25 protein-coding genes and 2 tRNA genes are annotated in these 26179 nt (G+C 70.6%); 12 read left to right on the top strand and 15 right to left on the bottom strand.

All coding sequences use genetic code 11. The features are described 5' to 3' along the window. Nucleotides 1-49 precede the first annotated feature (49 nt). The gene (locus I0C86_RS35755) at nt 50-736 is read left to right on the top strand and encodes an IclR family transcriptional regulator (protein WP_196205726.1); all 687 of its coding nucleotides are present in this window, start codon (nt 50-52) and stop codon (nt 734-736) included. Between the two features lie 302 nt (nt 737-1038). Here the strand turns inward: I0C86_RS35755 and I0C86_RS35750 are convergent. The 3 genes from I0C86_RS35750 to I0C86_RS35740 form a co-directional block, all read right to left on the bottom strand. After that, a tRNA-Glu gene (locus I0C86_RS35750) sits at nt 1039-1111 on the bottom strand. Between the two features lie 80 nt (nt 1112-1191). Continuing rightward, nucleotides 1192-1266, bottom strand: a tRNA-Gln gene (locus I0C86_RS35745). Between the two features lie 103 nt (nt 1267-1369). Next, on the bottom strand, nt 1370-2173 hold the full coding sequence (locus I0C86_RS35740; protein ID WP_196205725.1) for a fumarylacetoacetate hydrolase family protein: 804 nt from the start codon (nt 2171-2173) through the stop codon (nt 1370-1372). Nucleotides 2174-2324: 151 nt separating this feature from the next. On the opposite strand from I0C86_RS35740, the gene I0C86_RS35735 reads away from it, so the two are divergent. The 3 genes from I0C86_RS35735 (at nt 2325) to I0C86_RS44045 (ending at nt 6011) form a co-directional block, all read left to right on the top strand. Beyond that, complete coding sequence (locus I0C86_RS35735) at nt 2325-4325, top strand: hypothetical protein (RefSeq protein WP_196205724.1); 2001 nt, start codon at nt 2325-2327, stop codon at nt 4323-4325. A 172-nt stretch (nt 4326-4497) separates the two neighbouring features. Beyond that, nucleotides 4498-5409: a 3-methyladenine DNA glycosylase gene (locus I0C86_RS35730; RefSeq protein ID WP_196205737.1), complete on the top strand. Its 912-nt coding sequence runs from the start codon at nt 4498-4500 to the stop codon at nt 5407-5409. Then, nucleotides 5406-6011 (top strand): DUF4232 domain-containing protein, encoded by a 606-nt coding sequence (locus I0C86_RS44045; RefSeq protein WP_196205723.1) that lies wholly within the window; start codon nt 5406-5408, stop codon nt 6009-6011. The genes I0C86_RS35730 and I0C86_RS44045 overlap by 4 nt, the downstream gene beginning before the upstream one ends. A gap of 78 nt (nt 6012-6089) precedes the next feature. On the opposite strand, the gene I0C86_RS35720 is transcribed toward I0C86_RS44045, so the two are convergent. After that, nucleotides 6090-6839: an SDR family oxidoreductase gene (locus I0C86_RS35720; protein ID WP_196205722.1), complete on the bottom strand. Its 750-nt coding sequence runs from the start codon at nt 6837-6839 to the stop codon at nt 6090-6092. Between the two features lie 98 nt (nt 6840-6937). Next, on the bottom strand, nt 6938-7633 hold the full coding sequence (locus tag I0C86_RS35715) for a TetR/AcrR family transcriptional regulator (RefSeq protein ID WP_196205721.1): 696 nt from the start codon (nt 7631-7633) through the stop codon (nt 6938-6940). A 157-nt stretch (nt 7634-7790) separates the two neighbouring features. On the opposite strand from I0C86_RS35715, the gene I0C86_RS35710 reads away from it, so the two are divergent. Together I0C86_RS35710 and I0C86_RS35705 are read left to right on the top strand one after the other, a co-directional pair. Next, on the top strand, nt 7791-8465 hold the full coding sequence (locus I0C86_RS35710) for a TetR/AcrR family transcriptional regulator (protein WP_230395334.1): 675 nt from the start codon (nt 7791-7793) through the stop codon (nt 8463-8465). A gap of 26 nt (nt 8466-8491) precedes the next feature. Then, nucleotides 8492-9529, top strand: coding sequence for an aminotransferase class V-fold PLP-dependent enzyme (locus I0C86_RS35705; RefSeq protein WP_196205720.1), 1038 nt, complete (start codon nt 8492-8494; stop codon nt 9527-9529). A 44-nt stretch (nt 9530-9573) separates the two neighbouring features. On the opposite strand, the gene I0C86_RS35700 is transcribed toward I0C86_RS35705, so the two are convergent. Then, entirely contained in the window at nt 9574-10419 is an 846-nt protein-coding gene (locus I0C86_RS35700; RefSeq protein WP_323374048.1) for a MerR family transcriptional regulator, read from the bottom strand. A gap of 66 nt (nt 10420-10485) precedes the next feature. Between I0C86_RS35700 and I0C86_RS35695 the strand changes: the two genes are divergently transcribed. Together I0C86_RS35695 and I0C86_RS35690 are read left to right on the top strand one after the other, a co-directional pair. Further along, the gene (locus tag I0C86_RS35695) at nt 10486-11043 is read left to right on the top strand and encodes a hypothetical protein (RefSeq protein ID WP_196205738.1); all 558 of its coding nucleotides are present in this window, start codon (nt 10486-10488) and stop codon (nt 11041-11043) included. A gap of 651 nt (nt 11044-11694) precedes the next feature. Then, nucleotides 11695-12021: a hypothetical protein gene (locus tag I0C86_RS35690; protein ID WP_196205718.1), complete on the top strand. Its 327-nt coding sequence runs from the start codon at nt 11695-11697 to the stop codon at nt 12019-12021. Between the two features lie 118 nt (nt 12022-12139). On the opposite strand, the gene arfB is transcribed toward I0C86_RS35690, so the two are convergent. From arfB to I0C86_RS35665, 5 genes are all read right to left on the bottom strand, one after another. Further along, entirely contained in the window at nt 12140-12565 is a 426-nt protein-coding gene (arfB, locus tag I0C86_RS35685; protein ID WP_196205717.1) for an alternative ribosome rescue aminoacyl-tRNA hydrolase ArfB, read from the bottom strand. Nucleotides 12566-12659: 94 nt separating this feature from the next. Then, nucleotides 12660-13535, bottom strand: a complete 876-nt coding sequence (locus tag I0C86_RS35680; RefSeq protein WP_196205716.1) for a S1C family serine protease — start codon at nt 13533-13535, stop codon at nt 12660-12662. Between the two features lie 70 nt (nt 13536-13605). Continuing rightward, complete coding sequence (locus I0C86_RS35675) at nt 13606-14565, bottom strand: VWA domain-containing protein (protein ID WP_196205715.1); 960 nt, start codon at nt 14563-14565, stop codon at nt 13606-13608. Further along, entirely contained in the window at nt 14562-15563 is a 1002-nt protein-coding gene (locus I0C86_RS35670; protein WP_323374046.1) for a DUF58 domain-containing protein, read from the bottom strand. The genes I0C86_RS35675 and I0C86_RS35670 overlap by 4 nt, the downstream gene beginning before the upstream one ends. Continuing rightward, nucleotides 15560-16609, bottom strand: coding sequence for an AAA family ATPase (locus I0C86_RS35665; protein ID WP_196205714.1), 1050 nt, complete (start codon nt 16607-16609; stop codon nt 15560-15562). The genes I0C86_RS35670 and I0C86_RS35665 overlap by 4 nt, the downstream gene beginning before the upstream one ends. A gap of 175 nt (nt 16610-16784) precedes the next feature. On the opposite strand from I0C86_RS35665, the gene I0C86_RS35660 reads away from it, so the two are divergent. After that, a complete protein-coding gene (locus tag I0C86_RS35660; protein WP_196205713.1) occupies nt 16785-17921 on the top strand; it encodes a hypothetical protein in 1137 nt (378 codons plus the stop codon). Between the two features lie 131 nt (nt 17922-18052). Then, nucleotides 18053-19060, top strand: coding sequence for an endonuclease/exonuclease/phosphatase family protein (locus I0C86_RS35655; RefSeq protein ID WP_196205712.1), 1008 nt, complete (start codon nt 18053-18055; stop codon nt 19058-19060). Nucleotides 19061-19213: 153 nt separating this feature from the next. Here I0C86_RS35655 and I0C86_RS35650 read toward each other — a convergent pair whose 3' ends face one another. Both I0C86_RS35650 and cimA read right to left on the bottom strand, forming a co-directional pair. Then, nucleotides 19214-19729 carry a hypothetical protein gene (locus I0C86_RS35650; RefSeq protein WP_196205711.1) on the bottom strand — a complete coding sequence of 172 codons (516 nt, stop codon included), beginning with the start codon at nt 19727-19729 and terminating at the stop codon, nt 19214-19216. 540 nt (nt 19730-20269) lie between these two features. Continuing rightward, nucleotides 20270-21859 (bottom strand): citramalate synthase, encoded by a 1590-nt coding sequence (gene cimA / locus I0C86_RS35645; protein WP_196205710.1) that lies wholly within the window; start codon nt 21857-21859, stop codon nt 20270-20272. Between the two features lie 294 nt (nt 21860-22153). Here cimA and I0C86_RS35640 point away from each other — a divergent pair, with 294 nt between their 5' ends. Both I0C86_RS35640 and I0C86_RS35635 read left to right on the top strand, forming a co-directional pair. After that, a complete protein-coding gene (locus tag I0C86_RS35640) occupies nt 22154-22630 on the top strand; it encodes a PRC-barrel domain containing protein (RefSeq protein ID WP_196205709.1) in 477 nt (158 codons plus the stop codon). A gap of 184 nt (nt 22631-22814) precedes the next feature. Further along, a complete protein-coding gene (locus I0C86_RS35635) occupies nt 22815-23540 on the top strand; it encodes a tyrosine-protein phosphatase (protein ID WP_196205734.1) in 726 nt (241 codons plus the stop codon). A 72-nt stretch (nt 23541-23612) separates the two neighbouring features. Here I0C86_RS35635 and I0C86_RS35630 read toward each other — a convergent pair whose 3' ends face one another. Both I0C86_RS35630 and I0C86_RS35625 read right to left on the bottom strand, forming a co-directional pair. Continuing rightward, nucleotides 23613-24710, bottom strand: a complete 1098-nt coding sequence (locus I0C86_RS35630) for a branched-chain amino acid aminotransferase (protein ID WP_196205708.1) — start codon at nt 24708-24710, stop codon at nt 23613-23615. Between the two features lie 201 nt (nt 24711-24911). After that, nucleotides 24912-25943 carry a 3-isopropylmalate dehydrogenase gene (locus I0C86_RS35625; RefSeq protein WP_196205733.1) on the bottom strand — a complete coding sequence of 344 codons (1032 nt, stop codon included), beginning with the start codon at nt 25941-25943 and terminating at the stop codon, nt 24912-24914. Nucleotides 25944-26179 lie beyond the last annotated feature (236 nt).

Raw genomic sequence — 26179 nt, 5'->3', positions numbered from 1 at the left:
CTGGACATCCTAAATTCTGGGAGGTAGGTTTCGGCTTGTGGGACACAGTATGAGCGGTGTCGGCGTTCTCGACAAGGCGGTGGTCATCCTCGCCGCCTGCGTCGACGGCGCCAGCCTGGCCGAACTCGTCGATCGCACCAAGCTGCCCAGGGCCACCGCGCATCGCCTGGCGCAGGCCCTGGAGATCCATCGGATGCTGGTCCGGGACACCCAGGGGCGCTGGCGCCCCGGGCCGCGCCTGGGCGAGCTGGCGAACGCCGCCCCGGACGTCCTACTGACCGCGGCCGAGCCGCTGCTCTCCGCGCTCCGGGACGCGACCGGCGAAAGCGCTCAACTTTACCTGCGCCGGGCCGACGAGCGGATCTGCGTGGCCGCCGCCGAGCGGGCCAGCGGACTGCGCGACACGGTTCCGGTCGGTTCGGTACTGCCGATGACCGCCGGCTCGGCAGCCCAGATCCTGCTCGCCTGGGAACCACCGGAGGCGGTGATGCCACTACTCCCCCGGTGCAAGTTCACCGGCCGCACCCTGGCCGAGGTACGCCGCCGCGGCTGGGCCCAGAGCGTCGCCGAGCGCGAGCCCGGGGTGGCGAGCGTCTCAGCCCCGATCCGCGACCGCACCGGCCGCGTCATCGCGTCGATCAGCATCTCCGGACCGATCGAACGGCTGGGCCGCCGCCCCGGCGATCGCCACGCGATGGCCGTCGTCCGAGCCGGCCAACGCCTCAGCGGCCTCTAGAGAGGTGTAAGGAAGGGCCCCTTCTTATCGGATTCTGTAGAAGAAGGGCCCCCTCCTAACTCACCGGGCGGGTGCGAGCTGGGCTGGATGGCTCATTCGTCTGCCGTACGCCGCCTGGTGTGCGATGCTCGACCCATAGGCGGTACGACGCAACGGGTTCCGCCCGTACCGCCGGTACGCCCGCATCGTGGCGCATACGCCCGCTCGCATCCCGGCGTGTACGCGCCCACAGCTTGGCGCTCAGGCCCCCGGCGCAACGGAAACGGCCCGCGCCACCAGTAGGTGACGCGGGCCGTCATGTGTAGCCCCGACCGGATTCGAACCGGCGCTACCGCCTTGAGAGGGCGGCGTCCTAGGCCGCTAGACGACGGGGCCAGAACTTCCGTTGTTGACCTTGCGATCAACGCTGCTGAACTCTACCAGAGACCAGCTACCGGCACCCTTCCGGGCATCGGTGGCTGGGGTACCAGGACTCGAACCTAGACTAACTGAACCAGAATCAGTTGGGCTGCCAATTACCCCATACCCCATCGGTGCTCGTCGCACCGGAAGCGAACTTTACCGGACCCGGTGGTGGAGGCCAAATCGGGTCGGTACCGGACGCTGACCCCGCACCGTCCCGGCGGCAGCCCCCTAATCCAGAGCCACCACCGGGTTCGACAGATCGCCGATCCCTCCGACGCGCACCGTCACGATATCCCCGTCGACGATCGGACTAACCCCCGCCGGAGTGCCGGTCAGCACCACGTCGCCGGGAAGCAGTGTCATCACGTGTGAGATGTAGGACACCAGGGTCGGTACGTCGAACACCATGTCCTTGGTCCGACCGAGCTGGCGTACCTCCATCTCCTCGGCGGCACGGCCCACCTCGCAGCGGACCTCGACGTCGCTGACGTCGATTCCGGTCGAGATCCACGGGCCGATCGGGCAGAACGAGTCGAACCCCTTGGCCCGGGTCCACTGACCGTCCGACCGCTGGAGATCCCGGGCGGTGACGTCGTTGGCACAGGTGTAGCCGAAGATCGCCTGCGCGGCGGTGGCCCGGTCGGCCCGGCGTACGCCCGGCGGCCCGATCACCACGGCCAGCTCGGCCTCGTGCTCGATCTGCTTCGACTGGGTCGGCAGCCGGATCGCGTCCCGAGGCCCGATAACCGACGTGGACGGCTTGAGAAACAGCAGCGGCTCGGCGGGCACCTCGTTACCGAGTTCGGCCGCGTGCTCGACGTAGTTACGCCCGACGCACACCACCTTGCTCGGCAGGATCGGCGAGAGCAGGCGGACGTCCGCCAGCGCCCACCGGGCCGTGGTGAAGCGGATCTCGCCGAACGGATGGCCCTCGATCTCGGCCACCGTCAGGCCCTCCGGGCCGGCCTCGGGGTCACCCTCGACCACGCCGAACGACATTCCTTTTGCATGAGCGAAACGAGCGATACGCACCCGGCCAATCTATCCCCACCAGCGGTCGGGCCCGATGCCGCACCGGGCGGCGCACAATACCGCAGCTTCCGCTTCCCGGGCAGCGGTTCGATTCTTCGCCGCCGGCCGGCGCCGGAACCGGCCTAGCGTCGGATCGGGAGGACTCTTCGTGATGCCTGCATCGACCCGACTACGTACGGCAGGGGCGGTGATCGGGGGTTGCCTGTTGGCCACCGCCGCACCCGGCGTCCCCGCCCAGGCGGCTGCTCCGCTGATCACGATCGCGATGACCAGTTCCGGAAGCGCGTCGCCACGCTACGAGATCCAGGTGCGCAACGCCACCGACGGGATGGTCAGGACGACCGTCCGGCAGGATCTGCCGCCCGGCACCACCACGGCGATGATCAGCCAGGGGGGCCAGGTGGTTCCCGCCGGTGGGCAGCCCGGCCAGGCCGGCCCGGAGGTGGTCTGGCAGGTGCAGTTGGGCGCCCGAACCGCCGCGCGGCTGACCAGCACCCTCACACCGCCGCCCGGCAGGACGAACGTCACCGCACCGGCCTGCGCCTTCGTCGCCAACGGCAACATGCCGTACGACTGCGCGAGCGCGACCTGGGACCCGGCGAATGCCGGCGCCGCCGGCGGTGGGGGATCCGGTACCGACAATTCGGTACGGGCCGAGCCCGCCGCATCCCCGCCGTGGTGGCGCAGCACCCTGATGCTGGGCGTCGCGGCAGTGGTGGTGATCCTGCTCGCCGGGGCCGCCGGCCTGATCTGGTCCCGCCGATTACGCCGTCGACGGGCGGCCGGCATCGTGAACGCCGCCGGCCCGGACGGCGCCACCGGCTCGAGTAGCGTCACCGACCCGAGTGGCGCCACCGACCCGGACAATGCCACCGGTCGCAGTGGCGCCGGGGAGAGACGCGCCGCGAAGAAACGCGCGAAGAAACGCGCGAAGAAGCAAGCGGCGGAGCGGCGTGCCGACGAGGAACGCGCCGCCGCTGCCCAGGGACGGGTTATCCGTCGGTCCGGTAATCCCATCGCCAGGGCCACCGCCCGGGTACGCGGAAACGCCAAGATCCCAGCGCCGGCCGAAGTCCTACGCGCCACCGGCCATCCTGAGAACGGCGTTCTGGCCGGGAACGATCTGGTCGGGAACGGCGAACCGGTTGCTGACGGCGGCCTCTTCGAGAATCGGGAGTTGGCGGAGGAGCGGCTCGCGGAGGAGCGGCCCACGGACAGCCGGCTCCGGCCGGAGGGCGACGGTGCCGAACTGGTCGACGACGACCTGCTGACGAGCGACGACCTGCTGACGGACGACGACCTGCTGACGGACGACGACCGGCTGACGGATGACGGCCTACTGGCGGATGACGACCGGCTGACGGACGACGGTGGTCTGGCGGAGCACGACCGCGTCCCCCGGCCCGGCGAGCCGGCCGAGGCGCAGGGGCTGGTGGGCATCGCGGGCGGTGCCCGATACGTCGGCCAGGCGGCGGTGCCGCCCCGCACCCCGGTACCCGCGGAAACCCAGCAGACCGAAGGGGACGAGCCGGAGGAATCAACGGAGGCGCAGTACCCCGAAGAGACGTCCCCTGCGGTCGGGCGGGCCCGGCCCAGCCCGCATCCGGCCACGGCCTACCGGCCACGACGGCGGCGGGCGAAGCCACCCGCCTGGCTGGCTGTCGGGGTCGCCCTGCTGCTCGCGGTGGCCTTCGCCACGATCACCGCGTGGATCGGATCGAGCCAGGTGAGCGCGATCAGCACCGGTCGACAGCCGTCGAGCGGGGCGTGGGTAGGCAAGACCGTCGCCGGCCCGGTCGGCACGAGCCTGCGGGAGAGCGCCTTCGAGTTCACCGTGTACCGGTTGCTCTGCCCACCGGCACCGGCCGGATGTCAGGCGATCGTCGGCGTACGCAACCTGACCGATCGGAGCCAGCAGTGGCACGGCACCCTGCAACGGGCGTACCTGCCCACGGGCGACTGGGTCGGCGCGGACGTACCGGCCACCCAGACTGCCAACGCCGGCAAGGATCCGTTCGCCGAGCCCGTACCGGCGGGTGAACGCATGCTCCTTCCGCTGGTGTTCGCCCCGGCTGGACCGGCCCCGCCGACCCGGATCGAGCTGCGCAGCGCGGTCTTCTCGGCCGGAGTCAGCGTGGACGTACCGCACTGAACCCGGCTGGGCCGGCACCCTGCCGTCGGGACGCGGGTCAGGGCTGGTCGTACCCTGGATTGGTGATCGCCGCCCGCATCCGGACCGCCGTGCCCGACACGGCCGACCTCAGTGCCCGGCGGGCGAGGGACGACCGGGGTGCCCGGCGGTGACCGGCCTGCCCCCGACGATCATGCCCGCGCCGATCTGGCGTGGGCTCGTCCAGGCCCACGAGGAACGCGCCGACCTCCTCACCGCGGGACACCGGGCCCGGAAGGCATCGGGGGAACGGCACGCTATCGACGACTTCCTCTACGACTACTACGGCACCAGGCCGGCACAGTTGCGACGCTGGCACCCCGGAGCGGGCACCGGGCTGGAACCGGGCGCGGCCGGCGCCGCGCCGCACGGACAGTGGCGTTGGTACGCCACCGACGCCGGTGGGGTCGTACGGCTCGACGTCACGGCCTACCTGGCGGACAGATCCGAGTCGGTACGCTTCATCCATCGGCTGTTGACCGCGATCGCGTCCCGCCCGGCCTTCACCGGCTGCCTCGGAATGCACGAGTGGGCGATGGTCTACCGCCAACGTGAGCGCCGGCACCCCCTTCCGCTGCGACTCGGGCAGGAGGGCACCGACGCCGTGGTCGAGTCCGCCCAGATCCGGTGTACGCACTTCGACGCGTTCCGGTTCTTCACCCCGGAGGCGGTCGGTCTCAACCGCCTTCAACCCACCCGGGCAACTCAGGTGGACCTGGACCAGCCGGGCTGCCTGCACGCCTCGATGGACTGCCACAAGTGGGCGAGCAAGCTCGGCCCCGCGGTTCCCGGAGACCTGGCGCTCGACTGCTTCGCACTCGCCCGGGACATCCGACTGCTCGACATGCAGGCGTCCCCGTACGACCTCTCCTCGTACGGGCAGCCGGCGGTCGCCATCGAGACACCGGAGGGCAGGGCCGAGTACGTCGCCCGGCAACGCGAGTTCTCGCAGCGTGCCGGTGAACTACGCGCCCGGCTGATTGCCGTCTGCGCGACCCTGCTCGACCTCTCCACGCCGGGCCGGTCGGCCGTTCCCCCGGTCGTGCTGGAATCCTGGGCCGGGTGAATCCAAGATCCGCTCTGCCCACGGAGGTCCACGGCGTCCGGTGTGCTCCGGCGAGAACGATCCGCCGGTTCGGCCCGCTGCTCGGTGGGATCGCACTGCTCGTCGGCTGTACCGGTCCCGCACCGGTTCCACCCCCACCCACGCCGTCGCCGAGCAGCACGGCTGCCGCCTGTCCGGAATCGGGAGTCGCGATCACCGCAGGCCCGGTGGACGGCGCCATGGGGCTTCGGGCGATCGGCATCGTCCTCACCAACTGCGGCACCCGCGACTACACCGCGAACGGCTTTCCGGTGGTGCGGGTGCTGGACGAGGACCGGCAGCCACTCGACATCACGGTCGGCAACGGTTCCGCTCCGGTCAGCGCGCCGGACAGCTATGACGGACCACCCCGGCCGGTGACGCTGCGGCCCGGCGAGCAGGTGATGGCGCGAATCCTGTGGCGCAACACGGTGACGGATTCGACCGTGCCCGCCACCAGGGGTAAGTACCTGGAGATCGCCCCGGCAGCGGGGGAACCGCCGCAGATCGTCGCGCCACGGACCGTGATCGACCTCGGCAACACCGGCCGGCTGGCCGTGAATGCCTGGCAGATCCGCCCCTGACCCGTGCGGGGCCCGCCGATGGCCGGTCACCGCCTCCCGACGGACGCCTCCCGGTCGACTGCTTCCCACCGCACGCGGTCAGATGATTCCGCCGTTGGCCCGCAGCACCTGGCCGTTGACCCAGTGGCCGGCCGGACCGGCGAGGAAGGCGACCACCTCCGCGATGTCGTTCGGGGTGCCCAGCCGCTCCAACGGCGGTTGCGCCGCCAGCCGCGCGACCCGCTCCTCGTCGTTGGCCTGGAGGAACAGGTCGGTGGCGGTCGGCCCCGGTGCGACCACGTTCACCGTGACGTCGCGGCCCCGCAACTCCCGGGCCAGCACCAGCGTCATCGCCTCCACCGCGCCCTTCGTGGCCGCATAGGCGCTGTAGCCGGGAAAGGCGAGCCCGATGACCGAGGAGGAGAGGTTGACGATGGCGCCGCCGGGACGCAGTCGCCGTACCGCCTGCTGGTCGACGACGAAGGTGCCCCGGATGTTGGTCCGGTACAGGGCATCCAGGACGTCGAGGTCGAGGTCGGCCAGCGGCGCGAGGGGCATCCGGCCGGCCGCGTTCACGACCACGTCGACACCGCCGTACGTCTGCTCGGCGGTGTCGAAGAGAGCGCTTATCGCATTCTCGTCGGCGACGTCGGCGCGTACCGCGATCGCCTGGCCGCCAGCGGCCTCGACCTCCCGCACGGCCGCCTCGGCCTCGGCGGAGTTGCTGACGTAGTTGATGACGACGGCGTAGCCGTCGGCGGCCAGTCGGGTGGCGACCCGGCGGCCGATGCCGCGCGAGCCTCCGGTCACGACGGCGGTCCGGATGGTCGGGGCGGCGTGGACAGACATCTTGTTTCTCCTCGAAGGCGATGAGGGCAGTTGGGCTGGGTGGTTAAGAAGGGGCCCTTGTTCTACAGAAAGCGATAAGAAGGGGCCCTTCCTTCGCTTCAGGCGTCGGCCAACCGGGCCAGCCACTCCAGCAGCAGCGCGGTCTCCGTTCCGGAGAGTGGGCTCGCCGGTGCGGCTCGCAGGACGGCACCGAGGCTGGCGGCGAGGACGCTCACCTCGCCGTCCGGGCGCGGCGTACGGGGAGGCTCGTCCGGAGTGGTGACTGCGGTGACGATCGCCTCCCGGACCCGGGCGGAGACCTCGGCGGCGTCGGAGTAGATGGCGGGGCGGGTGATGAGCAGCAACGCGACTCCGGCGTTGGCGGGCATCACCATCTGGGCGGCCAGTTCCGGGCTGACCCGCAGTCGACCGGCCGCCGCGCAGCGTTCGAGGACCGCCAGCAGCAGGCCGTGCGCCTCCGCTGCGGCGCCGGGTGGGGCCGAGAGCCCCGGCGAGTACATCAGCCGGTAGAAGTTCGGGTTCTCCAGCGCGAACGCGACGTGGTTGTTCCAGCCGTCCCGTAGGTCCCGTACCGGGTCGTTCGACGGCTTCGCGGCGCGCTTGCCCGCCAGGTACTGCTCGAAGCCGAAGTCCACGACGGCTGAGAGCAGGCCCTCCTTGTCGCCGAACTGGCGGTAGAGCACCGGGGCGCCGACGCCGGCGGCCTCGCACACCGCCCGGGTCGAGACGTCGGCCTCGGGCGAGCGGGCGAGCAGGTCCGCCGCCGCGTGCAGTATCCGCGTTCTCGTATCCACGTTAGCGAGGCTAACACCCGATACGAAACACCGCTACCTGTAGGACGTATCGCCGTTAACGCCACCATGGCCGGCAGCCCGCGAAGGCGCACCCGATGGGTGGACGGAAAGGAATTGTGGTTGACGGAGTGAGTACTCACTCCGTAGTTTGGATGGCATGACGACACCAGCAACCCGGCGACGTGCGCCGGGAATGACCCCGGAACAACGACGAGAAATGGTGCTGCAGACGGCGCTACCGCTGGTGGCCGAGTTCGGCAGCGCGGTGACGACGCAACAGATCGCCCGAGCGGCAGGGATCGGGGAGGCGACCATCTTCCGGGTCTTCGCCGACAAGGAGGAACTGCTGACCGCCTGCATCATGCGGGCGCTGGACCCGACAGCGGTCCTGCGGGAGGTCCGGTCCGTCTCGATGGAGCAGCCGTTGGCGGACAGGTTGGTGGAGGCCGCCGAGGCCCTCTCCGGGCACCTGAACCGGATGGGTACCGTGCTCGGCGCGCTGCACGCGACGGGCTACCAGTCGCGGAGGCCGCCGCCCGGCGAACACACCGCTGCCGACGCCGCACGGGACGGCTCTGCTGAGCGGGACGACTCTGCTGGGCAGGGCCGATCGGCCGGCCGGGACGCGGCGCAGGCCGAGACCCGGGAGGCGATCGCCGAGCTGTTCGAGCCGGAGCGGGCCACGCTACGGCTGCCGCCCGACCGGCTGGCGGACATCTTCCTGAGCTTCCTCTTCGGACGGGGCAGACCACCGGCCCAGGGGCAGCCGCAGGTCGCCGTCGAGGAACTGGTCGACCTGTTCCTGCACGGCGCCCTTGGCCGACAGGGTTGATGGAGGCCGCTGGCTAGGCTGGTCGCGTGGATCTCGTCAAGGCGCAGGAGTTGTGGCAGCCCGAGCCGGGCTGGCTGAACACGGCCAGCTACGGGCTGCCGCCCGAACCCGCGTGGTCGGCGTTGCAGGCGGCGCTGGCCGACTGGCGGCTCGGCCGTACGTCCTGGGAGGGATGGGACGAGTCGACCGTACGGTCCCGGGCCGCCTTCGCCGGCCTGGTCGGCGTACCGGTCTCGGACGTCACCGTCGGCGCGACCGTGTCCCAACTGCTCGCCCCGGTCGGTGCGGCGTTGCCGGCCGGCAGCACCGTGGTCGTACCCGAGGTCGAGTTCACCTCCAACCTCTTCCCCTGGCAGGTGCACGCCGACCGTGGGGTACGGGTCCGCACGGTGCCACTCGACCGGCTCGCCGACTCGGTCGACGCCGACACCGACCTGGTGGCGTTCAGCCTGGTGCAGTCCGCCGACGGCACCGTCGCCCGGTACGACGACGTACTCGCCGCCGCCGGGGCGCACGACGCGCTGGTGGTGGTCGACGCCACCCAGGCCTGCGGCTGGCTACCGTTCGACGCGAGCCGGGCCGATGTGGTGGCGGTGGGGGCGTACAAGTGGCTGATGGCTCCGCGCGGAGCGGCGTTCGGCTATCTCAGTCCCCGGATCCGGGACCGGATCACCCCGCTGGCCGCGAACTGGTACGCGGGCGAGGACCCGCACTCGTCGTACTACGGTCCACCGCTTCGCCTGGCCGGCGACGCGCGCCGGTTCGACATCTCCCCCGCCTGGTTCTGCTTCGTCGGAGCGGCCCCGGCCATGGAACTGCTCGCCGAGATCGGAACACCGGCGATCCGGGACCACAACGTCGGGCTGGCCAACCGGTTCCTGACCGGCCTCGGCCAGCCGCCCTCGAACAGCGCGATCGTCACGGTCGACGTACCCGGGGCGGCGGAGAAACTGGCGTCCGCCGGGGTCCGGGCTGCGGTCCGCGCCGGTCGGGTCCGTGCCTCGTTCCACCTCTACTCCACCGAGTACGACGTCGATCTGGCCCTCTCCGCCCTACTGAGCTGATCCGGCCACCGGGCGGGGCGCCGGTCGATCATCCGAGCTGTCCATCATCCGAGCTGTTGTCGGACGCGTTCCAGGTAGGCGAGCAGGTTCCGCATCCGGTCGGCCGGCCAGGGCAGGCTGGGGCCGATCTCTTCGCTGTTGTCGTCCCACATCCGTCGCGCCGCCGTCTTCGTCCGCTCGCCGCCCTGGCCGTCGACGTGGAACCGGTTTCCCAGCGTGTCCCAGCGCGCGACGAGGTCCCGTACCCGTGGGTCGTCGACCGGCGTCTCGTCCCGTACGTGGCACAGCAGTTCCTCGACGAGTCCGGCCCATTCGGTCCTGGCCGCCTCGATCGCCGTACCGCCGAGTTCGGTCCTGCGCTGGGCCAACTGCTCCCGCTGTTCCGGCGTGAAGTACGTCTCGAACACAGAGATCATCTCCAAGGTCGTCATGAACTGGTCTGGATCGGGCATCGACGCACTGTCGATCCGCGCCAGCAACCCACGAAGCTGCCGGGTGAGCTGCTGGAGCTGGACGGCTCGCGCCTCCAGCCCTCGCAACTGGGCGGTCAACAGGACACGCATCGCGGCCAGGTCACCCGCGGGCTCCGCGAGTACGCCGGCGATCTCCTCCAGGGACAGCCCGAGTGACCGCAGCGACCGCACCCGGTACAGCCGCCGCAGATCGTCCTCGGTGTAGCGCCGGTGTCCCGACCCGGTGCGCTCACCCGCGCTCAGCAGGCCGATCTCGTCGTAGTGCCGCAGGGCGCGTACAGTCATCCCGCTCGCCCGCGCCAGCTCGCCGATGCTCCACCGACGCCCGCCGTCACCGGTACTCCGGCGACCCGCACTGCCACCGGTGCCCTGTTGACGCCCGCTGTCGCCGCTGCCGGCCACGCCGTTCCCGATCACATCCCCGACGGTAGGACCTTCCGTTACGGCGGGTTCAAGTCCTGCGTGCACCACCACACTACGAACATGTGGACCGTGACCGTCAAGCCAGGTGCACGCGTCAAGGAACTGCGGAAGGTCGCGGCCGCGATCCTCGCTGACCTCGAACGAGCCGGCACCAGGCGCTTGCAACGCGACGCCCATTTTGAACCATGGCCGCCGGAGTTCCGTAAGCTGGGCGTCGCCTCCTGCTGGGCGCAACCCGCCACCTCGCGTCATCCACCCGGTTTCTACCTCTGGCCGTTCCCGAGCGCCAGCTGGTCCATCGAGATTGATGAGGTTGTACAGCGTTGCGAAGCACTCCTTGACGCAAGCTCGGATGTGATCCACAAGCTCAGCATCTCGGGTCTCAGAGAGCGTCACGTGGTCATCATCGTGACGGTTGACTGGCTCGGAGAGTTCGGAGCCCTCATCGACGGTGCGACGCCGGCCAGAGCACCCCGACTGCCGGAGGGCATGGTTGGCCTGTGGATCGTGACTCACAGGAATCTGCCCATCCGGGCGGTGTACTGGCTGAGCGATGGGGAGTGGCGTGACGTAGTGGTGGACCAGGAGCAGGCCGAGGCACTCCCCACGATGCCGTAGCAGCTTGCTCATCGCCTCCGCCTCCTCATCCGGTCAAGCAACCGCCCAGCCTCCCAGTCCGGGTTCGCAAGCCCCTGGATCAGGTGCACCTCACCGGTGATGTGCAAACCGAACGCTTGCGTTGACGCTGCGGCCATGTCCTAGATCCGACATGATCGATGCCTGTCGTGCCCCGTGTCGTTCTGGCTACGGTCGGCCATGGCGGAAAGGCCGCGCAAACAAACGATCAAGTGCAGGGGACCGCGTGACGAGGACGGGCGCGCATGTCAGCGCCGCGTCAGCCAGCCGGGCCAGAGGTGCCCGCAGCACATCGGCCGCCCAGAGGTTCCATTGCGTGGACGTCTGTCGGAGTACGCCAAGCACACACCCAAGAAGGCTAAGGCGAAAACTCTCCCACAAGCTCGACGGGCTGCACCTGCGCCACGTACGGGCCGGGCATCATCTCAACCCCGTCTGCCGCTCTCACCTCCAGCGCGAGAGACTCTCGTCGCCGAGGCAGTTAACTACTTCCAGGCGACCGTCGCGGTCGGGGCGACCGACGCTGCCGCAGCTCAGGCTGCTAGATACGGCGGGGACCAGCTCTGGTCGCAACTGACCCGCGACTGGTCGGGACGGAACTGCAAAGGGCTCGCTCGCCTCGCCCGTGCCGCCTTGGATGGCAAGGACTGGCTACACGGCCGGATCGGGGACCTGGCGGGCTTCCTCTTGGATCTGATCGGTACGCCCCGCGTGGTCAGGATGTTCGGCAAGGAGATCGCCAAGCGGATACCACTGCCGTGGGATCAGCAGCTTGTGGCGGTGTCGAGAGGGATGCAGATCGCAGGCATCGTGGTGTGCGTGATCAATGGCAGGGACCTGGCGAAGTGCGAGTGCTTCGTCGATGTGGTGGTTAACGAGGGCAAGGAGCGTGTACGGCAACTGATGGAGTGGGCGGCCAAGGACTGGCGGAACCTCGAACAGCTGGTACCTGCCGCCTGAAGCACCGCAGGGCGATCAAGGCGGGGCTATCGTGCCCTGCCTCTAATGCCCACCTCGCCGTCATGTCAGCGCTTGGCCTCCCAACAGGGGTGCAATGCCTCCATGAGTTCCGGGCAGGTCAGTCCCCGTCGCCCCGGCGCAACTGCTTGATCTGGCCGCGTCGCTTCTTCTCGGCCAGCCGCCGTTCCTTCGCCCCCCGGCTCGGCTTCGTCGCACGCCGGGTCGGGGGCGGGGCCGCCACCGCGTCCCGCAGCAGCGCCGCCAGCCGGGCCCGGGCCGCCTCGCGGTTGGCGAGCTGCGCCCGGTGCTCGCTGGCGGTGACCGTGAGCACGCCGTCGACCAGCCGGCCGGCGAGTCGTTCGACGGCGCGTTCCCGGAGCCGCTCCGGCAGTGTCGGCGAGGAGCCGACGTCGTAGGAGAGTTCCACCCGCGAATCGGTGGTGTTGACGCCCTGCCCGCCCGGTCCGGAGGAACGGGAGAAGCGCTCCCGCAACTCACCGCCGGGGATCACCAGTCGGTCGGTCACGCGCAGGTCGTCGGCCATCTGCTGAGGTTAGTTCCCATCCGTGCGAAGCCGCCGGCCGCCACCGAGCACGACGGTCGAACGCCGCGGCCGGTACCGGGGCGGGTGCGGTGGCTCAGCCGCCCTTGCCGATCAGGGTGTCGGCGACCTGCTGCGCCTGTTCGATCGGGATGGCGAACCCGATTCCGATCGACCCGCTGCCGTCGATGGTGGCGATCGCGGTGTTCACCCCGACCACCTCCCCCCGGGCGTTGACCAGCGGTCCACCGGAGTTGCCGGGGTTTATCGAGGCGTCGGTCTGCACGGCGATGTGCCGGTTGTCGCCCAACCGGACCTCGCGGTCCAGCGCGCTCACGATGCCGGCGGTGACCGTGCCGGCCAGCCCCAGTGGGGAACCGACCGCGAGTACCGGTTCACCCACCCGGGTCACGCCGGGTTTCGCCAACTGCAGCGCCGCCAGGCCGGCCGACGGTGGCACCCGGAGCACCGCGATGTCACTGCTGGAGTCCCGGCCGACGATCCGGGCCGGGAACTGCCGCCCGTCCGAGGTCTCGACCATCACCGCGCCGCCGGACTCCCCACCGCCGCCCCGGGCCACGATGTGGTCGTTGGTGATGACGTGGTGCATGTCGTCGAGGGCGAATCCGGAACCACCGGCCGACCTGCCGCCCCCGGCCACCATCACCGAGACGACCCCGGGCACCACCTGCGCGGCCGCGGCCACCAGGTCGGCCGGGACCGCGGCCTGGGCCGCCTTCCCCGGCCCACCCGCCGACTCCTGACTGGCCACGTATCCGCCGGCCAGCCCGCCGGAGCCGATCGAGAGGGCGACCACCGCGAGCGCGGCGAGCAGCGCCCGCCGCCGCCGCGCGGCCCTGGTCGGCGCGAACGGCCCATCGGGTACGAGCGGACCACCGCGCCCGTCCGGTTCGAGATCCGGTGAGATGAACCATGGGCCGCGGGGTTCGCCGAGCCCGGTCTGCGTTGCCATAGCTCACTCCTCGTCAGTCCACTCCTCGTCGGATCACGGCAGAAATCCGATCGGGACGGTCGGCGTCGGATCAGGGCAGCCGGGAGAACCACGCCATCGAGCCGCCGGCCGCCGCGAGGGCCAGCAGCAGCCCGATCCCGATGAACCGGGCGGAGATGTCCTGCTTCTCCGTGCGGTAACCCACCGAGGTCCCGATGTCCTCGTACACGGCGCGCAACTCGGCGCTGGTTCCCGCCTCGTGGTACCCGCCCTTGGTCTGTTCCGCGACCGCCCGCAGGGTCTGGCCGTCGACCGGTACCCGGATCGGCCGACCGCCCCGGGCGACGTAGCCGGACGCGGTGCCGAACGAGATCGTGTGCACCGGCACGCCCACCTGCACCGCCTCGTCGGCCGCCGCCATCGGGTCCCGCCCGGAGGTGTTCGCGCCGTCGGAGAGCAGCACGACCCGGGCCGGTGGCGGGTTCTTCGCCGCCTGGGCGTCGAAGGTCTTGATCGCCTCCAGCGAGGTGCCGATCGCCTCGCCGATGGCGGTGCCCTGGACCCCGGTGCTGCCCTCGGCGAGCCGCTTGATCCCGGCGTGCAGTACCGAGCGGTCGGTGCTCGGCGGCACCAGGACCGCCGCGCTGCCGGCGAAGGCGACCAGCCCGACGTTGAACTCGTCGGGCAGCGTGTCGGCGAACTTGTGCGCAGCCGACTTCGCCGCCGCCAGCCGGTCCGGCTCCACATCGGTGGCCAGCATGGAGGTCGAGACGTCCACCGCCACCATCACGGTGGCCCGCTCCCGGGGCACCCGGACCTCGGCCTCCGGCCGGGCGAAGCCGACCACCAGCAGGCCCAGCATGCCGAGGAACAGCCCGGCCGGAACGTGCCGGCGCCAGGACGGCCGGTCCGGCGCGACCCGGTCCAGCAGCCGCAGGTTCGTGAACCGCACCGCGTACCGGCTGCGGCGCCGTTGCAGCACGAGGTACCAGATGGCGAGCCCCACCACGCCCAGCAGCAGCAACAGCCGCTCCGGAGACTGCCATGTCATGCCGTGCCTCCCCGTACCGCCGTTCGTGGTGCCCGGGTCGCCCCCGCCAGTCGGCGCTGGGTGTGCACGTGCCGTACGACGTCGGCGGTCCAGTCCCGATCGGTGCGCAGGGACAGGTGTGCTGCGCCGGTCCGGCGCAGCGCCTGCCGTACCAGTTCGCGCTGCTCGGCGGCGGCGACCGCGTACCGTTCCCGGAGCCGGCGGTCCCCGGTGGACACCTCCCGACGACGCCCGGTCTCCGGGTCCATCAGGGTGACCAGGCCGATGTCCGGCAGTTCCAGCTCGCGCGGGTCGACCACCTCCACGGCGAGGACCTGGTGCCGTACGGCGAGCCGGTGGACCGCGCGTTCCCAGTCCGGTGTGCCGCCCTCGCCGTCGGGCAGGCCGTCGAGGAAGTCGGAGACGATGACCGCCAGTCCCCGTTTCGGGTTGGCCCGGTGCAGCGCCGTCACCGCCTCGGCGAGCGACGGCGGAGTGCCGCCGACGTCTCCCCGGGGTGCCGCGAGCAGCGCACCGAGCAGCCCCAGCAGGTGGGCCCGGCCACTGCGGGCGGGATAGCGGCGTACCCCGCTGGCGTCCAGCAGGTGCGCGCCGAGTCGGTTGCCCGCCCCGGCGGTGAGGAAGCCGACCGCCGCGACCGCCGCGACCGCCAGTTCGCGCTTCTCGAGTTCGGCGGTGCCGAAGTCCATGCTCGGGGTCGAGTCGACCAGCAGCCAGGTGCAGAGTTCCCGGTCGGCGTCCACCTCCCGGACGTGCGGCAGCGTCGTACGCGCGGTCACCGCCCAGTCCATCCGGCGTACCTCGTCGTCGCCGGCCCGGTACTCGCGGGCGCCGGTGTACTCGCTGCCGGGGCCCGGCAGCAGGCCGAGGTGCTGGCCGTGCAGCATCCCGTCGAGCCGCCGGGTGACCAGCAGTTCCAGCCGGCGCAGCCGGTGCTCGGGCGCGAGCTGCCGCAGCGTCGGGTCGCTCCGGTTCGGCTGGGGGTCGACGCGAGTCACGCGACCGCCAGGCCCGACCGGTGGTGTTCGCGGCTGGGTGCGATCCGGGGCGGTGGGACGGCCTCGACCAGCCGCTGCACCACCGACTCCGCCGGCACACCGTCGGCGATGGCGTCGAAGGAGAGCACCAGCCGGTGTGCGATCACCTCGGACGCCAGTTCCCGTACGTCGTCGGGCAGCACGTAGTCCCGACCGCGCAGCAGGGCCTGGGCCCGGGCGGCCGCCACCAGGCCGAGGGTGGCCCGGGGGCTCGCCCCGTACGCGAGCAGTGGCGCCACCTCCGGCAACCCGAACCGGGCGGGATCCCGGGTGGCCAGGATCAGCCGGACGACGTACTCGGCGAGCGCGTGGTGGACGAACACCCGCGACGCCCGGTCCTGGAGTGCGCGCAGGCGCTGCGCGTCGAGGACGGCACGGGCGGTGGGACGCTCGGCGCTCATCCGGTAGAGAATGGCCAGTTCGTCCACATCGGTCGGATAGTCGACCAGCACCTTCATCAGGAACCGGTCCCGTTGCGCCTCCGGGAGTTGGTAGACGCCCTCGGACTCGATCGGGTTCTGGGTGGCCAGGACGAGGAACGGCTCCGGCACCGGATAGCTGCGCCCGCCGATCGAGACCTGCCGCTCGGCCATCGCCTCCAGCAGCGCGGACTGCACCTTGGCCGGCGCCCGGTTTATCTCGTCGGCCAGTACCAGGTTCGCCATCACCGGTCCCAGTTCCACGTCGAAGTTCTCCTTCGACGCCCGGTAGATCCGGGTGCCGACGATGTCCGACGGCACCAGGTCCGGGGTGAACTGGATCCGGGAGAAGCTGCCGCCGACGGCGGTCGCCATGGTCTGCGCGGCAAGCGTCTTGGCCACCCCGGGTACGCCTTCGAGCAGGCAGTGCCCGTTGGCCAGCAGCGCGGTGAAGAGGCGTTCGACGAGCCGGTCCTGCCCGACGATGACGCGTTTGACCTCGAAGAGTGCCTGCTCCAGCTCTGGTCCGACCGAAACGGTCTCGACCGGGCTGGGTCCGGTGGTCACGGTGTCTGACATGTCCGTCACGGTGCGGGCTTCCCGCCCTGACCAGTGGCAAACCCGGCGGTCACCCGCGCGTCATCACAAGTTCGGCAACTCCGGCAACTCGGGGTCCCGGAAATCCCTGTCGTACCAATAAAATCGACAGCACGCAAAACCGTCACGGGGCGCCGGGGCGGGACGAAACTCCGAAAGGCGCATCGTGGTGCTGCGACGGTGGTTGACGGTACTGCTGGCGACAACCTCGGTCGTCGCGTTCGCGGCCCCGGCGGTCGCGGCCCCCGACCCGGTGCCCGTGCCCGCCTATGCGGGTTTCCGGCTCGTCAAGGCGATCCCCGGGGAGCCCGGCACCCCGGAGATCACCCTGCCCGCCGGCTACGAACTCGTACCCGGCGCCCAGCACCAGGTCGCCAGCCGCGCCGAGTACTACTCCTTCATCCGGGGTCCGCGCAGCGAGGCGGTGACGGTCACGGTCGACTGGCCCGGCACCTGGATCGGATCCGTGATCGCCACCGACACCCGGCTCGCGGTACGCCGGCACGCTGGTGCGCCGTACCGGGTGAGCTTCGTCGTTCCGGTCATCTGGTCGACGGTGAACGCGAACCAGGCGACGGTCCAGGTCTGGAGCATGCTCAACGGCTCCACGGCGAGCGGGGTGCACTGGCGGATCGAGCACAACGATCCGGACCGGGTGGCGGGGCCGTGGACCAGCGTGCCGTGGCCCGCGGTACAGGCCGGATCGGTGATCAACTACATGATCGCGACCGAGGCGGTGCTCCAGGACTCGGGGCTGGCCGCCGAGGCACGCCGCAAGGCCCACTTCTTCTCCCTGATGGGCTTCGAGACGAACAACGTGCTGCATCCGGACAACCCGCCGCACTGGCACCTGGCCTACTATCCCGGCCTCACCTACGGCGCGGCCGGGGCGCACGTCCCGCACTTCTGGGTCGACGCGCAGGGCAAGACCTTCTACAACGGCATGGACATCCAGGGCCAGGGCCGGAGCCGCTTCTACGCCGGGGATCCGGCGCAGATCCACGACCCGTCCGGCGCCCTGGTCGTCACCCTCACCATCCGGACCGACGGTGGACTGGACATCGACCCGCCGGCCGGGCCCCGATACTCGATCACCGCACCGGACGGCGACTTCTCGCACGGGGTCAACGTCTCCCGGAACGGCGTGCCGTGGCGTTCGGTCGTCAGCCAGGACCATGTCAAGATCGGCATCCTGGTCACCCAGGTCAAGGAGCACGGGACGACCCGGCCGCACCGGACGACCGTCTACCGCTACGACGCGCTGACCGGCGTGCTCACCGACACCTGGCCGTCGGCCGGCTGACCCCGATCGGGTGGCTGCCGGAGACCAGCCGCCAGGGCCCCGCACACGTTCCGCCAGCCCCCGCACACGTTCCGCCGGGCCCCGCACACGATCTTCACAGGCCCTCCACACCGGATGGTTAGCGTGCCGGCATGAGCGTTGATCTCGCCTCGGACCCGGCGTCCGAACCAGCGGTCGCCGGCCGTCGGCGTCGGGTTCCGCGCACCGTGCTGTGCTGGCTGCTCGTCGCGCCGGGACTCGGCTGGGCGGCGATCCGACTCGGCGGGCTGGAGCGGGGTCCGCTGGTGCAGTTGCTCGCCTTCACCCCGTACCTGGCGGCCTGGACGGTGGTGCCGCTCGGGCTGGCCCTCGCCGTCCGGCGGTGGTGGGCGGCCGGCGCCGCCGCGCTGGCCGTGATCGTTCTGGTCGGCCTGGTCGCGCCCCGGGCCCTGGCCGACGAGCCGCCGGTCGCCGGAGGCCCGGTCCTGCGGGTGCTGACCGCCAACCTGCTCGCCGGGGCCGCCGAGCCGGCCGCCCTGATCGCGCTGGTCCGGGCCCACCGGGTCGATCTGCTGGCAATGCAGGAGTTCACTCCGGACGCGGAGACGGCGCTGGATCAGCTCGGGCTGGCCGCGCTGCTGCCGTACCGGCAGGTCAATCCGGAGCCGGGGACGACCGGTTCGGCGCTGTACTCCCGGCTTCCGCTGCGGGACGCCGGCACCCGGCGCAACACCGGCGGCTTCTCCCAGGCGTACGGGACGGTGCGGCCGGCTGCCGGACCGTCGGTGCTGGTCGAGTCCGTGCACCCGATGGCGCCGGCCACGCTGTCCAGGCTGCCGGACTGGCGGGACGACCTGCGGGCCCAGCCGTCCGCCACCCCACGGGGGCCGCTGCGGATCCTGGCCGGTGACTTCAACGCCACGCTCGACCATGCCGCACTGCGCCGGCTGATGGACACCGGCTACGCCGACGCCGCCGCCTCCGTCGGGGCGGGGCTGACCGGCACCTGGGGGCCGTACGACGGTGACCGGATCCCTCCGGTGACCATCGACCACGTCCTGGTGGATCGCCGGATCGCGGTTCGGCGGGTGACGGTCTTCCCGCTGCCGGGCTCGGACCACCGTCCGGTGCTGGCCGAGGTCGCCCTGCCCGTCTTCTGAATCGACACCTCTGCTGAATCGACACCTCTTCGTCGGTCCGGTACCGGTCTCGGTGCCGGCGCCGGTGTCAGTTCCGGCGCGAATGCCGGCGAGGACGACGCTGGCCTCCGCGTCCGTTCGCGGGGACGCGGAGGCCAGCGGCTCATCCGTGGATCACTGAAGGTGTACGGCCAGGTGGAAGCTCCGGTTGGCCGGGTTACCGGACTGGTTCCAGGTCTGCACGAAGACCCCCTGCGCCAGGTTGGTCCGGCCGACGACCGAGATGAAGCCGGTGGGAGAGGTTCCGACGCTGCCGGTCAGCCCGATCGTCCCCAGGAAGACGCCGGTGTTCACCGGCACGTTGAACACCACCTGGTACAGGCCGACGCCCAGCGAGGTCACCGAGACCGCCTGGTCGCCACGGACCAGACCGCCGTTGGCACTGACGACGGCGAGCAGTGTCGCGCTCGCCGCCTGTACACCCGGACTGCCCTTGACCAGCGCGGCCTTCGCCTGGTCGATGTCGGCCTGGGTGACCTGCGGTTGCTGGACCACCCGGCCGTTGATCCGGACGGCACCGGGGTCGTCGCGCTGGTCCGGCGCGGCGACGGCGATGCCGCCACCGACGAGGGTCAGCGCAAGCGCCCCGACGACGAGCAGGATCGATTTGCGCCCAAAGATTCTGGCCATGACGTCATCTCTTTCTTTCTACCCAGGATGGTGATGGTCTTACCGACGATGGAGATGGTCCTTATCTACGCCTTACTGCTCCGACATAACCCCGCGCACGACCCGACCCGCGATCGACAATGGATTGGTCGGCAATTTCCGAGTAGGGCGCACCCGGGACCGATAAATAGGCGAGCGAGGGCTGTGTGCATCATTGCCACAGAATTCTGCGGCGTGAGAACGCCCGACCGGCGCCGGCCGAACCCCGCCTTCACCGGCGGATACTACCTAGAGTGGCCACTCAACAACCATGAGCGAACATAGCATTCAGCAAACGCGCAGGTCAATAGCGTTATCGACCGGACGGCGTCGACCCATTCATCGACAACCAGTCACGTTGGCGCCGCCCGAACCCGAAAGAAATATCCGCCACATTCGGGTCTCACGTTTTCTCCGTACCGGATGGAATTGGAGTGGGCAGACGCGGACGGCCCCGCTCACGGGTCATCGCCGTGAGCGGGGCCGTCGGAGCGAAATCCGATCCGGTACGGGCGGGGGCGCTCAGACCTCCGCGGGAGTACGCGCGACGCCGTAGGTCAGGGCGTCGACCAGGGCGTGCCAGCTCGCCTCGACCACGTTCGGGTGTACGCCCACCGTGGTCCAGTCCCGGCCACCGCTGTCGGTCGTCTCCACCAGCACCCGCGTGATCGCGCCGGTGCCGTGGCTGCCCTCCAGGATCCGTACCTTGTAGTCGGCCAGCTCGAAGTTGCGCAGTTCGGGGTAGTGCCGGAGCAGCCCGACCCGCAGCGCCTCGTCGAGGGCGTTGATCGGGCCGTTCCCCTCGGCGGTGGCGATCACCCGCTCACCCCGTACCCGGAGTTTGACCGTCGCCTCCGAGACCACCGCGCCGTCCTCGCGGTGCTCGACCTGCACCCGGTACGACTCCAGCGCGAACGGCCGGGCGGCGCCCATCCCGGGCAGCTCGCTGCGGACCAGCAGTTCGAAGGACGCGTCGGCCGCCTCGAACGACCAGCCGCCCGCCTCGAGTTCCTTCACCCGCTTGGTGACCCGGGCGGCGGCGTCGGGATGGCCGGCCAGATCCAGCCCGAGCTCACGGCTCTTCAGCTCGATGCTGGCCCGGCCGGCCATCTCCGTCACCAGGATCCGCATGTCGTTGCCCACAACCGCCGGGTCGACGTGGTTGTAGAGCAGCGGATCCACCTTGATCGCACTCGCGTGCAGCCCCGCCTTGTGAGCGAAGGCAGCGGCCCCGACGTAGGCCTGGTGGGTGTCGGGGGCGATATTGGCGATCTCCGCGATGGCGTGCGCGACGCGCACCATCTGCGTCAGGCACCGGTCCGGTAGGACAGGCAGCCCGAGCTTGAGTTGCAGGTTCGCGACGACCGCGAACAGGTCCGCGTTGCCGGGACGTTCGCCGTAGCCGTTGGCGGTGCCCTGGAAGTGCCGTACCCCGGCCTCGACGGCGGCGATGGTGTTCGCCACCGCACAGCCGGTGTCGTTCTGGGTGTGGATGCCGAGCCGCGCCGGGGAGACGCCCAGCCGCTCGGTCAGGTCGCCGATCGCCCCGGTCACCTGGGACGGCAGCATCCCGCCGTTGGTGTCGCACAGCACGACGACCTCGGCGCCGGCCTCGAGCGCGGTCTCGACCACGGACGAGGTGTACGCCGGGTCGTACCGGAAGCCGTCGAAGAAGTGCTCGCAGTCCAGGAAGACCCGGCGGCCCTCGGCGACGAGGTGGGCCACGCTGTCCCGGACCATCGCCAGGTTCTCGGCCCCGGTGGTCCGCAGCGCCCGCTCGACGTGCCGGATGTCGGACTTGCCGACCAGGCACACCACCGGGGTCTGGGCGTCGAGCAGTGCCCGGACCTGCGGATCGGCGGCCACGTCGAGTCCGGCCTTGCGGGTCGAGCCGAAGGCGACCAGGAGGGCGTGCTTGAGGTCGAGTTCGGTCCGGGCCCGGCGGAAGAACTCGGTGTCCTTCGGCATCGCCCCCGGCCAGCCGCCCTCGATGAAACCGACGCCGAACTCGTCCAGCAGTCGGGCCACCGCCAGTTTGTCGACGACCGAGTAGCTGATCCCCTCGCGCTGTGCCCCGTCGCGCAGCGTCGTGTCGAACACCTGGTACGTCATTTGATCTCCTTCGAGAGCTGCGCAGCCCCTGCTCCGATGTCGCCCGGCCCGACAAACAAAATGACCCCCCGCGAATGCGGGAGGTCTGCGCGCTCGGCCCGAGGTCGCCGGCGCGCTAGTTGCCAATAATGAGTGCGGAGCAGGTCACGGACCGTACTCTGCCACGCGGGCCACGGATCTGGGAGGAGAAATCCACATCGCGGGACCGGGTGGTGTATGGATCGCGACCCCTGGGTAGGAGTTTCCGGGACAGCGGAGAAACGTCGAGACAGTCGAGAAGAGGAGTGATAGCCAGTGGACAGGCTCGATCCTCAGACGACCCCGCAGCAGCAGACGCCGGATCCCCTGATCCAGGGCGGCGGTGGCGCCTTCGTGGGCGGCCCGCCGTCGGGCGACTTCGACCCGTGGCGCTACCGCGACGATGCCGGAGTCACCGGAGCCGACCTGGTCGGCTACAAGGTGGAGGCGACCGACGGCGGCATTGGCAAGATCGACAGTGCCAGTCACGAGGTCAACGCCAGCTACCTGGTGGTCGACACCGGCCCGTGGATCTTCGGCAAGAAGGTCATGTTGCCGGCCGGCGTGGTGAACCACGTCGACCACGACGACCGGAAGGTGTACGTCGACCGGAGCAAGGAACAGATCAAGGACGCTCCGGAGTTCGACGAGACCGAGCACGGGGACCCCGCCTACCGAGACAAGATCGGTGGCTACTACGGCGGCACGTACGGCTCGCCAGGCTGGACGGTTCCGCCGGGACGCGCCCTGTAGGCGCGACCCGCGTGTCAGAGGCCGGTGGGGGCACCTCTTGCCCCACCGGCCTTTCGCGCGCATTGCCTCCCGGCCTTTCGCCCGCGTTGCCTCCCGGCCTTTCGTGCACGTTGCCCGCCGGCCTTTCGCGCACGGGGGACCTGCGGCACGGAGTCGTTACTGTGGTCGCGTGGACCTGACCCCGATGACCCGTACGCCGGCCTTCGCCACCCTCTTCAACTTCCGGGACGTCGGCGGGCGCCCCGGACTCGACGGCCGGTTGGTCCAGCGGCAACGGTTGTACCGCTCGGACTCGCCACACCGGATCGACGGCGACGACCGGAAGGCGTTCGCCGCGCTCGGCATCCGCACCGTGATCGACCTGCGCCGCCCGTCCGAGGTACGCCGGCACGGCCGGGTACCCAGCTACGACGGCCTGGCCTACCACCACATCCACCCCGAACACGCGTTCTGGGAGGAGTCGGCGTACTCCGAGGAACTGGGCCTGGCCCGCTACCTGGCCGAGCGCTACCACGACCTCGCCACCACCGGGTCGGCCGGGCTGGTCGCGGCGATCGAGGTGATCGCCGACGCGCAGGCCGCCCCGGCACTGGTGCACTGCGTGGCCGGCAAGGACCGGACCGGAGTGGTCTGCGCGCTGACCCTGTCGGTGCTCGGGGTCGCCGACGAGGACATCGCCGAGGACTACGCCCGGAGCGTCGAGGGCTCGGCCCGGTTCAGCGAGTGGATCGCCACCACCCAGCCGGACACGAACCCGGTGTTCCCGCCCTTCGTGGGATGCCCGGCCGAGGCGATGACCATCTTCCTCGGCGAACTGCGGGACCGCCACGGGTCGGCGGAACGGTACCTGCTCGACGCCGGCCTCGACCCCGCGCGGATCGACGACCTCCGCGCCCACCTGCTGACCTGAGCCGGACTGGTCCGGCCCGACTCAGGTCAGGTCAGACCGGACTGGGCCGGAACTGGCCCGGTCCGGTCCGGCTCACCGGATGCGGTGGATCCAGCCGTTGACGTCCTCGGCCCGGCCCCGCTGGAGGTCGACCAGGTTCTGTCGCAGGCCCATGGTGACCTCTCCCGGCCGGCCGTCGGCGATGCTGAACTCCCCGTCGGGATGGCGCACGACGCCGATCGGGGTGATCACCGCGGCCGTGCCGCAGGCGAACACCTCCCGCAGCCGGCCACTGGCCACGTCGGCCTGCCACTGGTCGAACGCCACCGGCCGCTCGACCACCGTCCGCCCGGCCGCCCGGGCCAGGGTCATCACCGAATCCCGGGTGATGCCCTGCAGGATGGTGCCGCCCAGCGGCGGGGTGACCAACGAGCCGTCGTCGTAGACGAAGAAGATGTTCATCCCGGTCAGCTCGTCGACGTACTTACGCTCCGCTGCGTCCAGGAAGACCACCTGCTCGCAGCCGTGTTCGCTCGCCTCGGCCTGGGCGGCCAGCGAGGCGGCGTAGTTGCCCCCGCACTTGGCCTCGCCGGTGCCGCCCGGTGCCGCCCGGGTGTAGGTCGGGGAGACCCAGACGTTGACCGGCTGCACGCCCCGGGCGAAGTACGAGTCGACCGGCGAACCGATCAGCACGTAGAGGTACTCGTTGGACGGGCGCACACCGAGGAAGACCTCGTTGGCGAACATGAACGGTCGGAGGTAGAGGCTGCCCTCCTCGGTGTTCGGCAGCCAGGCCCGGTCGATCTCGATCAGGTGGCGCAGCGAGTCGAGGAAGACCTGCTGCGGCAGGGGCGGCATCGCCATCCGGCGGGCCGATTCCGCGAACCGGGCGGCGTTGGCGTCCGGCCGGAACATCGTCACCGAGCCGTCGACGGCGCGGTACGCCTTCAACCCCTCGAAGATCTCCTGGGCGTAGTGCAGCACCGCGCTGGCCGGGTCCATCGGGATCGGAGCCCGGGCCTCCACCCGGGCGTCGTACCAGCCCTTGCCCTCGGCGTACCGGACGGTGACCATGTGGTCGGTGAAGACCCGACCGAATCCCGGGTTCGCCATCAGCGCGTCGCGTTCGGCGAGGGCTACCGGCTGAGGATTCGGACGGATCTCGAAGTCGAGCTTGTCACCACCGCTCATCGCGCTGACCTCCATGCAGGGAACCGGCACCCAGGCATGGGTGGGCCGGGAAGTGGGACTTGTGACTGAAACTTACCCGAACGGTCGTTCAACCTCGACTCTCCGCTCGAACGGAGAACCTTCCACCGCACCTTCGCGCAGATCCGGCACCGGAACGGCCGCCACTCGGGCGGGCCGGAGGCGTCTGAGGGATCTTCCGGGTCAGGACGCCGCGGAGGCGGCGAGCCGGTCTCCGATGTCGGCGGTACGCCGCGGCGTGCCCGAGGTACGGGCAGCCAGTTCGGCGGCGACCGCCTCGGTTACTCGGCGGGCGGCGTCGGAGTGGCCCAGGTGGTCGAGGAGCAGCGCGGTGGAGAGGACGGCGGCGGCGGGATCCGCCACGCCCTGCCCGGCGATGTCCGGCGCCGAGCCGTGCACCGGCTCGAACATCGACGGGTACGCCCGTTCCGGGTTGATGCTGCCGCTCGCCGCCAGGCCGATCCCACCGGTGACGGCGGCGGCGATGTCGGTGAGGATGTCGCCGAAGAGGTTGTCGGTGACCACCACGTCGTAGCGCTGCGGCTGGGTGACCAGGAACATCGCGGCGGCGTCGACGTGCTGGTACTCGGTCTCGATGTCGGGGTGCTCGGCGGCGACCGTGGCGAAGGCGCGGGCCCAGAGCGAGCCGGCGTGGGTCAGCACGTTGGTCTTGTGGACCAGGGTGACCTTGCGGCGTTCCCGGCGACCGGCCCGGGCGAACGCGTCCCGGATCACCCGCTCGACGCCGTGCCGGGTGTTCAGGCTCTCCTCGGTGGCCACCTCGGCGGGGGTGTCCCGGTGCAGCACACCACCGGCCCCGGCGTACAGGCCCTCGGTGCCCTCCCGGACGACGACCAGGTCGATCTCGTTCGGCTTCACGCTGGCCAGCGGGCCCGTGGTGCCGGGCCAGAGGCGCGACGGCCGGAGGTTGACGTACTGGTCGAACTCGAACCGGAGCTTGAGCAGCAGGCCCCGTTCCAGTACGCCCGGCGGAACGGTGGGGTCGCCGACCGCGCCGAGCAGGATGGCGTCGTAACCGGCCAGTTCCGCGAGCACGGAGTCCGGAAGCACCTCACCGGTGCGGTGGTACCGTGCCGCACCGAGGTCGTACTCGGTGGCCTCGATGCCTGGCAGGACGGCGTCGAGCACCTTGCGGGCCTGCGCGACCACCTCCGGCCCGATGCCGTCACCAGCCACCACCGCGATCCGCGCCACCGCCACGTCCAGCTCCCTTGCCTTCGTCCTGTCTAAGGAACGTTAAGGGACCGTCCCGGCTCCCGGTACGGCGCTCCCAGAATCTGGGAAATCAACTGCACAGGACCTTCTCAGGCAGCATTCATGGTGTAGCCATTTTCGCTGCTTATCGTGAGCGGCAATGGCCCGAGGAGGGCAAGGAGCACATGCGGATCCAGGGGGCGGACATGCGGATCCAGGGGGCGAACATGCGGATC

Origin of the sequence: Plantactinospora alkalitolerans (genome assembly GCF_015690345.1) — a bacterium.
In the GTDB taxonomy this organism is placed as follows: Bacteria; Actinomycetota; Actinomycetes; order Mycobacteriales; family Micromonosporaceae; genus Plantactinospora; species Plantactinospora alkalitolerans.
Note: the sequence above shows the minus strand (reverse complement) of the source record. Positions and strands in the feature narration are given on the sequence as shown.

Excerpts from the sequence above, each read along its gene's own strand:
- I0C86_RS35755 (WP_196205726.1), top strand. The coding sequence starts at position 50 with ATGAGCGGTGTCGGCGTTCTCGACAAGGCGGTGGTCATCCTCGCCGCC.
- I0C86_RS35735 (WP_196205724.1), top strand. The coding sequence starts at position 2,325 with ATGCCTGCATCGACCCGACTACGTACGGCAGGGGCGGTGATCGGGGGT.
- I0C86_RS35730 (WP_196205737.1), top strand. The coding sequence starts at position 4,498 with ATGCCCGCGCCGATCTGGCGTGGGCTCGTCCAGGCCCACGAGGAACGC.
- I0C86_RS35720 (WP_196205722.1), bottom strand. The coding sequence starts at position 6,839 with ATGTCTGTCCACGCCGCCCCGACCATCCGGACCGCCGTCGTGACCGGA.
- I0C86_RS35710 (WP_230395334.1), top strand. The coding sequence starts at position 7,791 with ATGACGACACCAGCAACCCGGCGACGTGCGCCGGGAATGACCCCGGAA.
- I0C86_RS35695 (WP_196205738.1), top strand. The coding sequence starts at position 10,486 with ATGTGGACCGTGACCGTCAAGCCAGGTGCACGCGTCAAGGAACTGCGG.
- arfB (WP_196205717.1), bottom strand. The coding sequence starts at position 12,565 with ATGGCCGACGACCTGCGCGTGACCGACCGACTGGTGATCCCCGGCGGT.
- I0C86_RS35680 (WP_196205716.1), bottom strand. The coding sequence starts at position 13,535 with ATGGCAACGCAGACCGGGCTCGGCGAACCCCGCGGCCCATGGTTCATC.
- I0C86_RS35675 (WP_196205715.1), bottom strand. The coding sequence starts at position 14,565 with ATGACATGGCAGTCTCCGGAGCGGCTGTTGCTGCTGCTGGGCGTGGTG.
- I0C86_RS35655 (WP_196205712.1), top strand. The coding sequence starts at position 18,053 with ATGAGCGTTGATCTCGCCTCGGACCCGGCGTCCGAACCAGCGGTCGCC.
- I0C86_RS35650 (WP_196205711.1), bottom strand. The coding sequence starts at position 19,729 with ATGGCCAGAATCTTTGGGCGCAAATCGATCCTGCTCGTCGTCGGGGCG.
- cimA (WP_196205710.1), bottom strand. The coding sequence starts at position 21,859 with ATGACGTACCAGGTGTTCGACACGACGCTGCGCGACGGGGCACAGCGC.
- I0C86_RS35635 (WP_196205734.1), top strand. The coding sequence starts at position 22,815 with ATGACCCGTACGCCGGCCTTCGCCACCCTCTTCAACTTCCGGGACGTC.
- I0C86_RS35630 (WP_196205708.1), bottom strand. The coding sequence starts at position 24,710 with ATGAGCGGTGGTGACAAGCTCGACTTCGAGATCCGTCCGAATCCTCAG.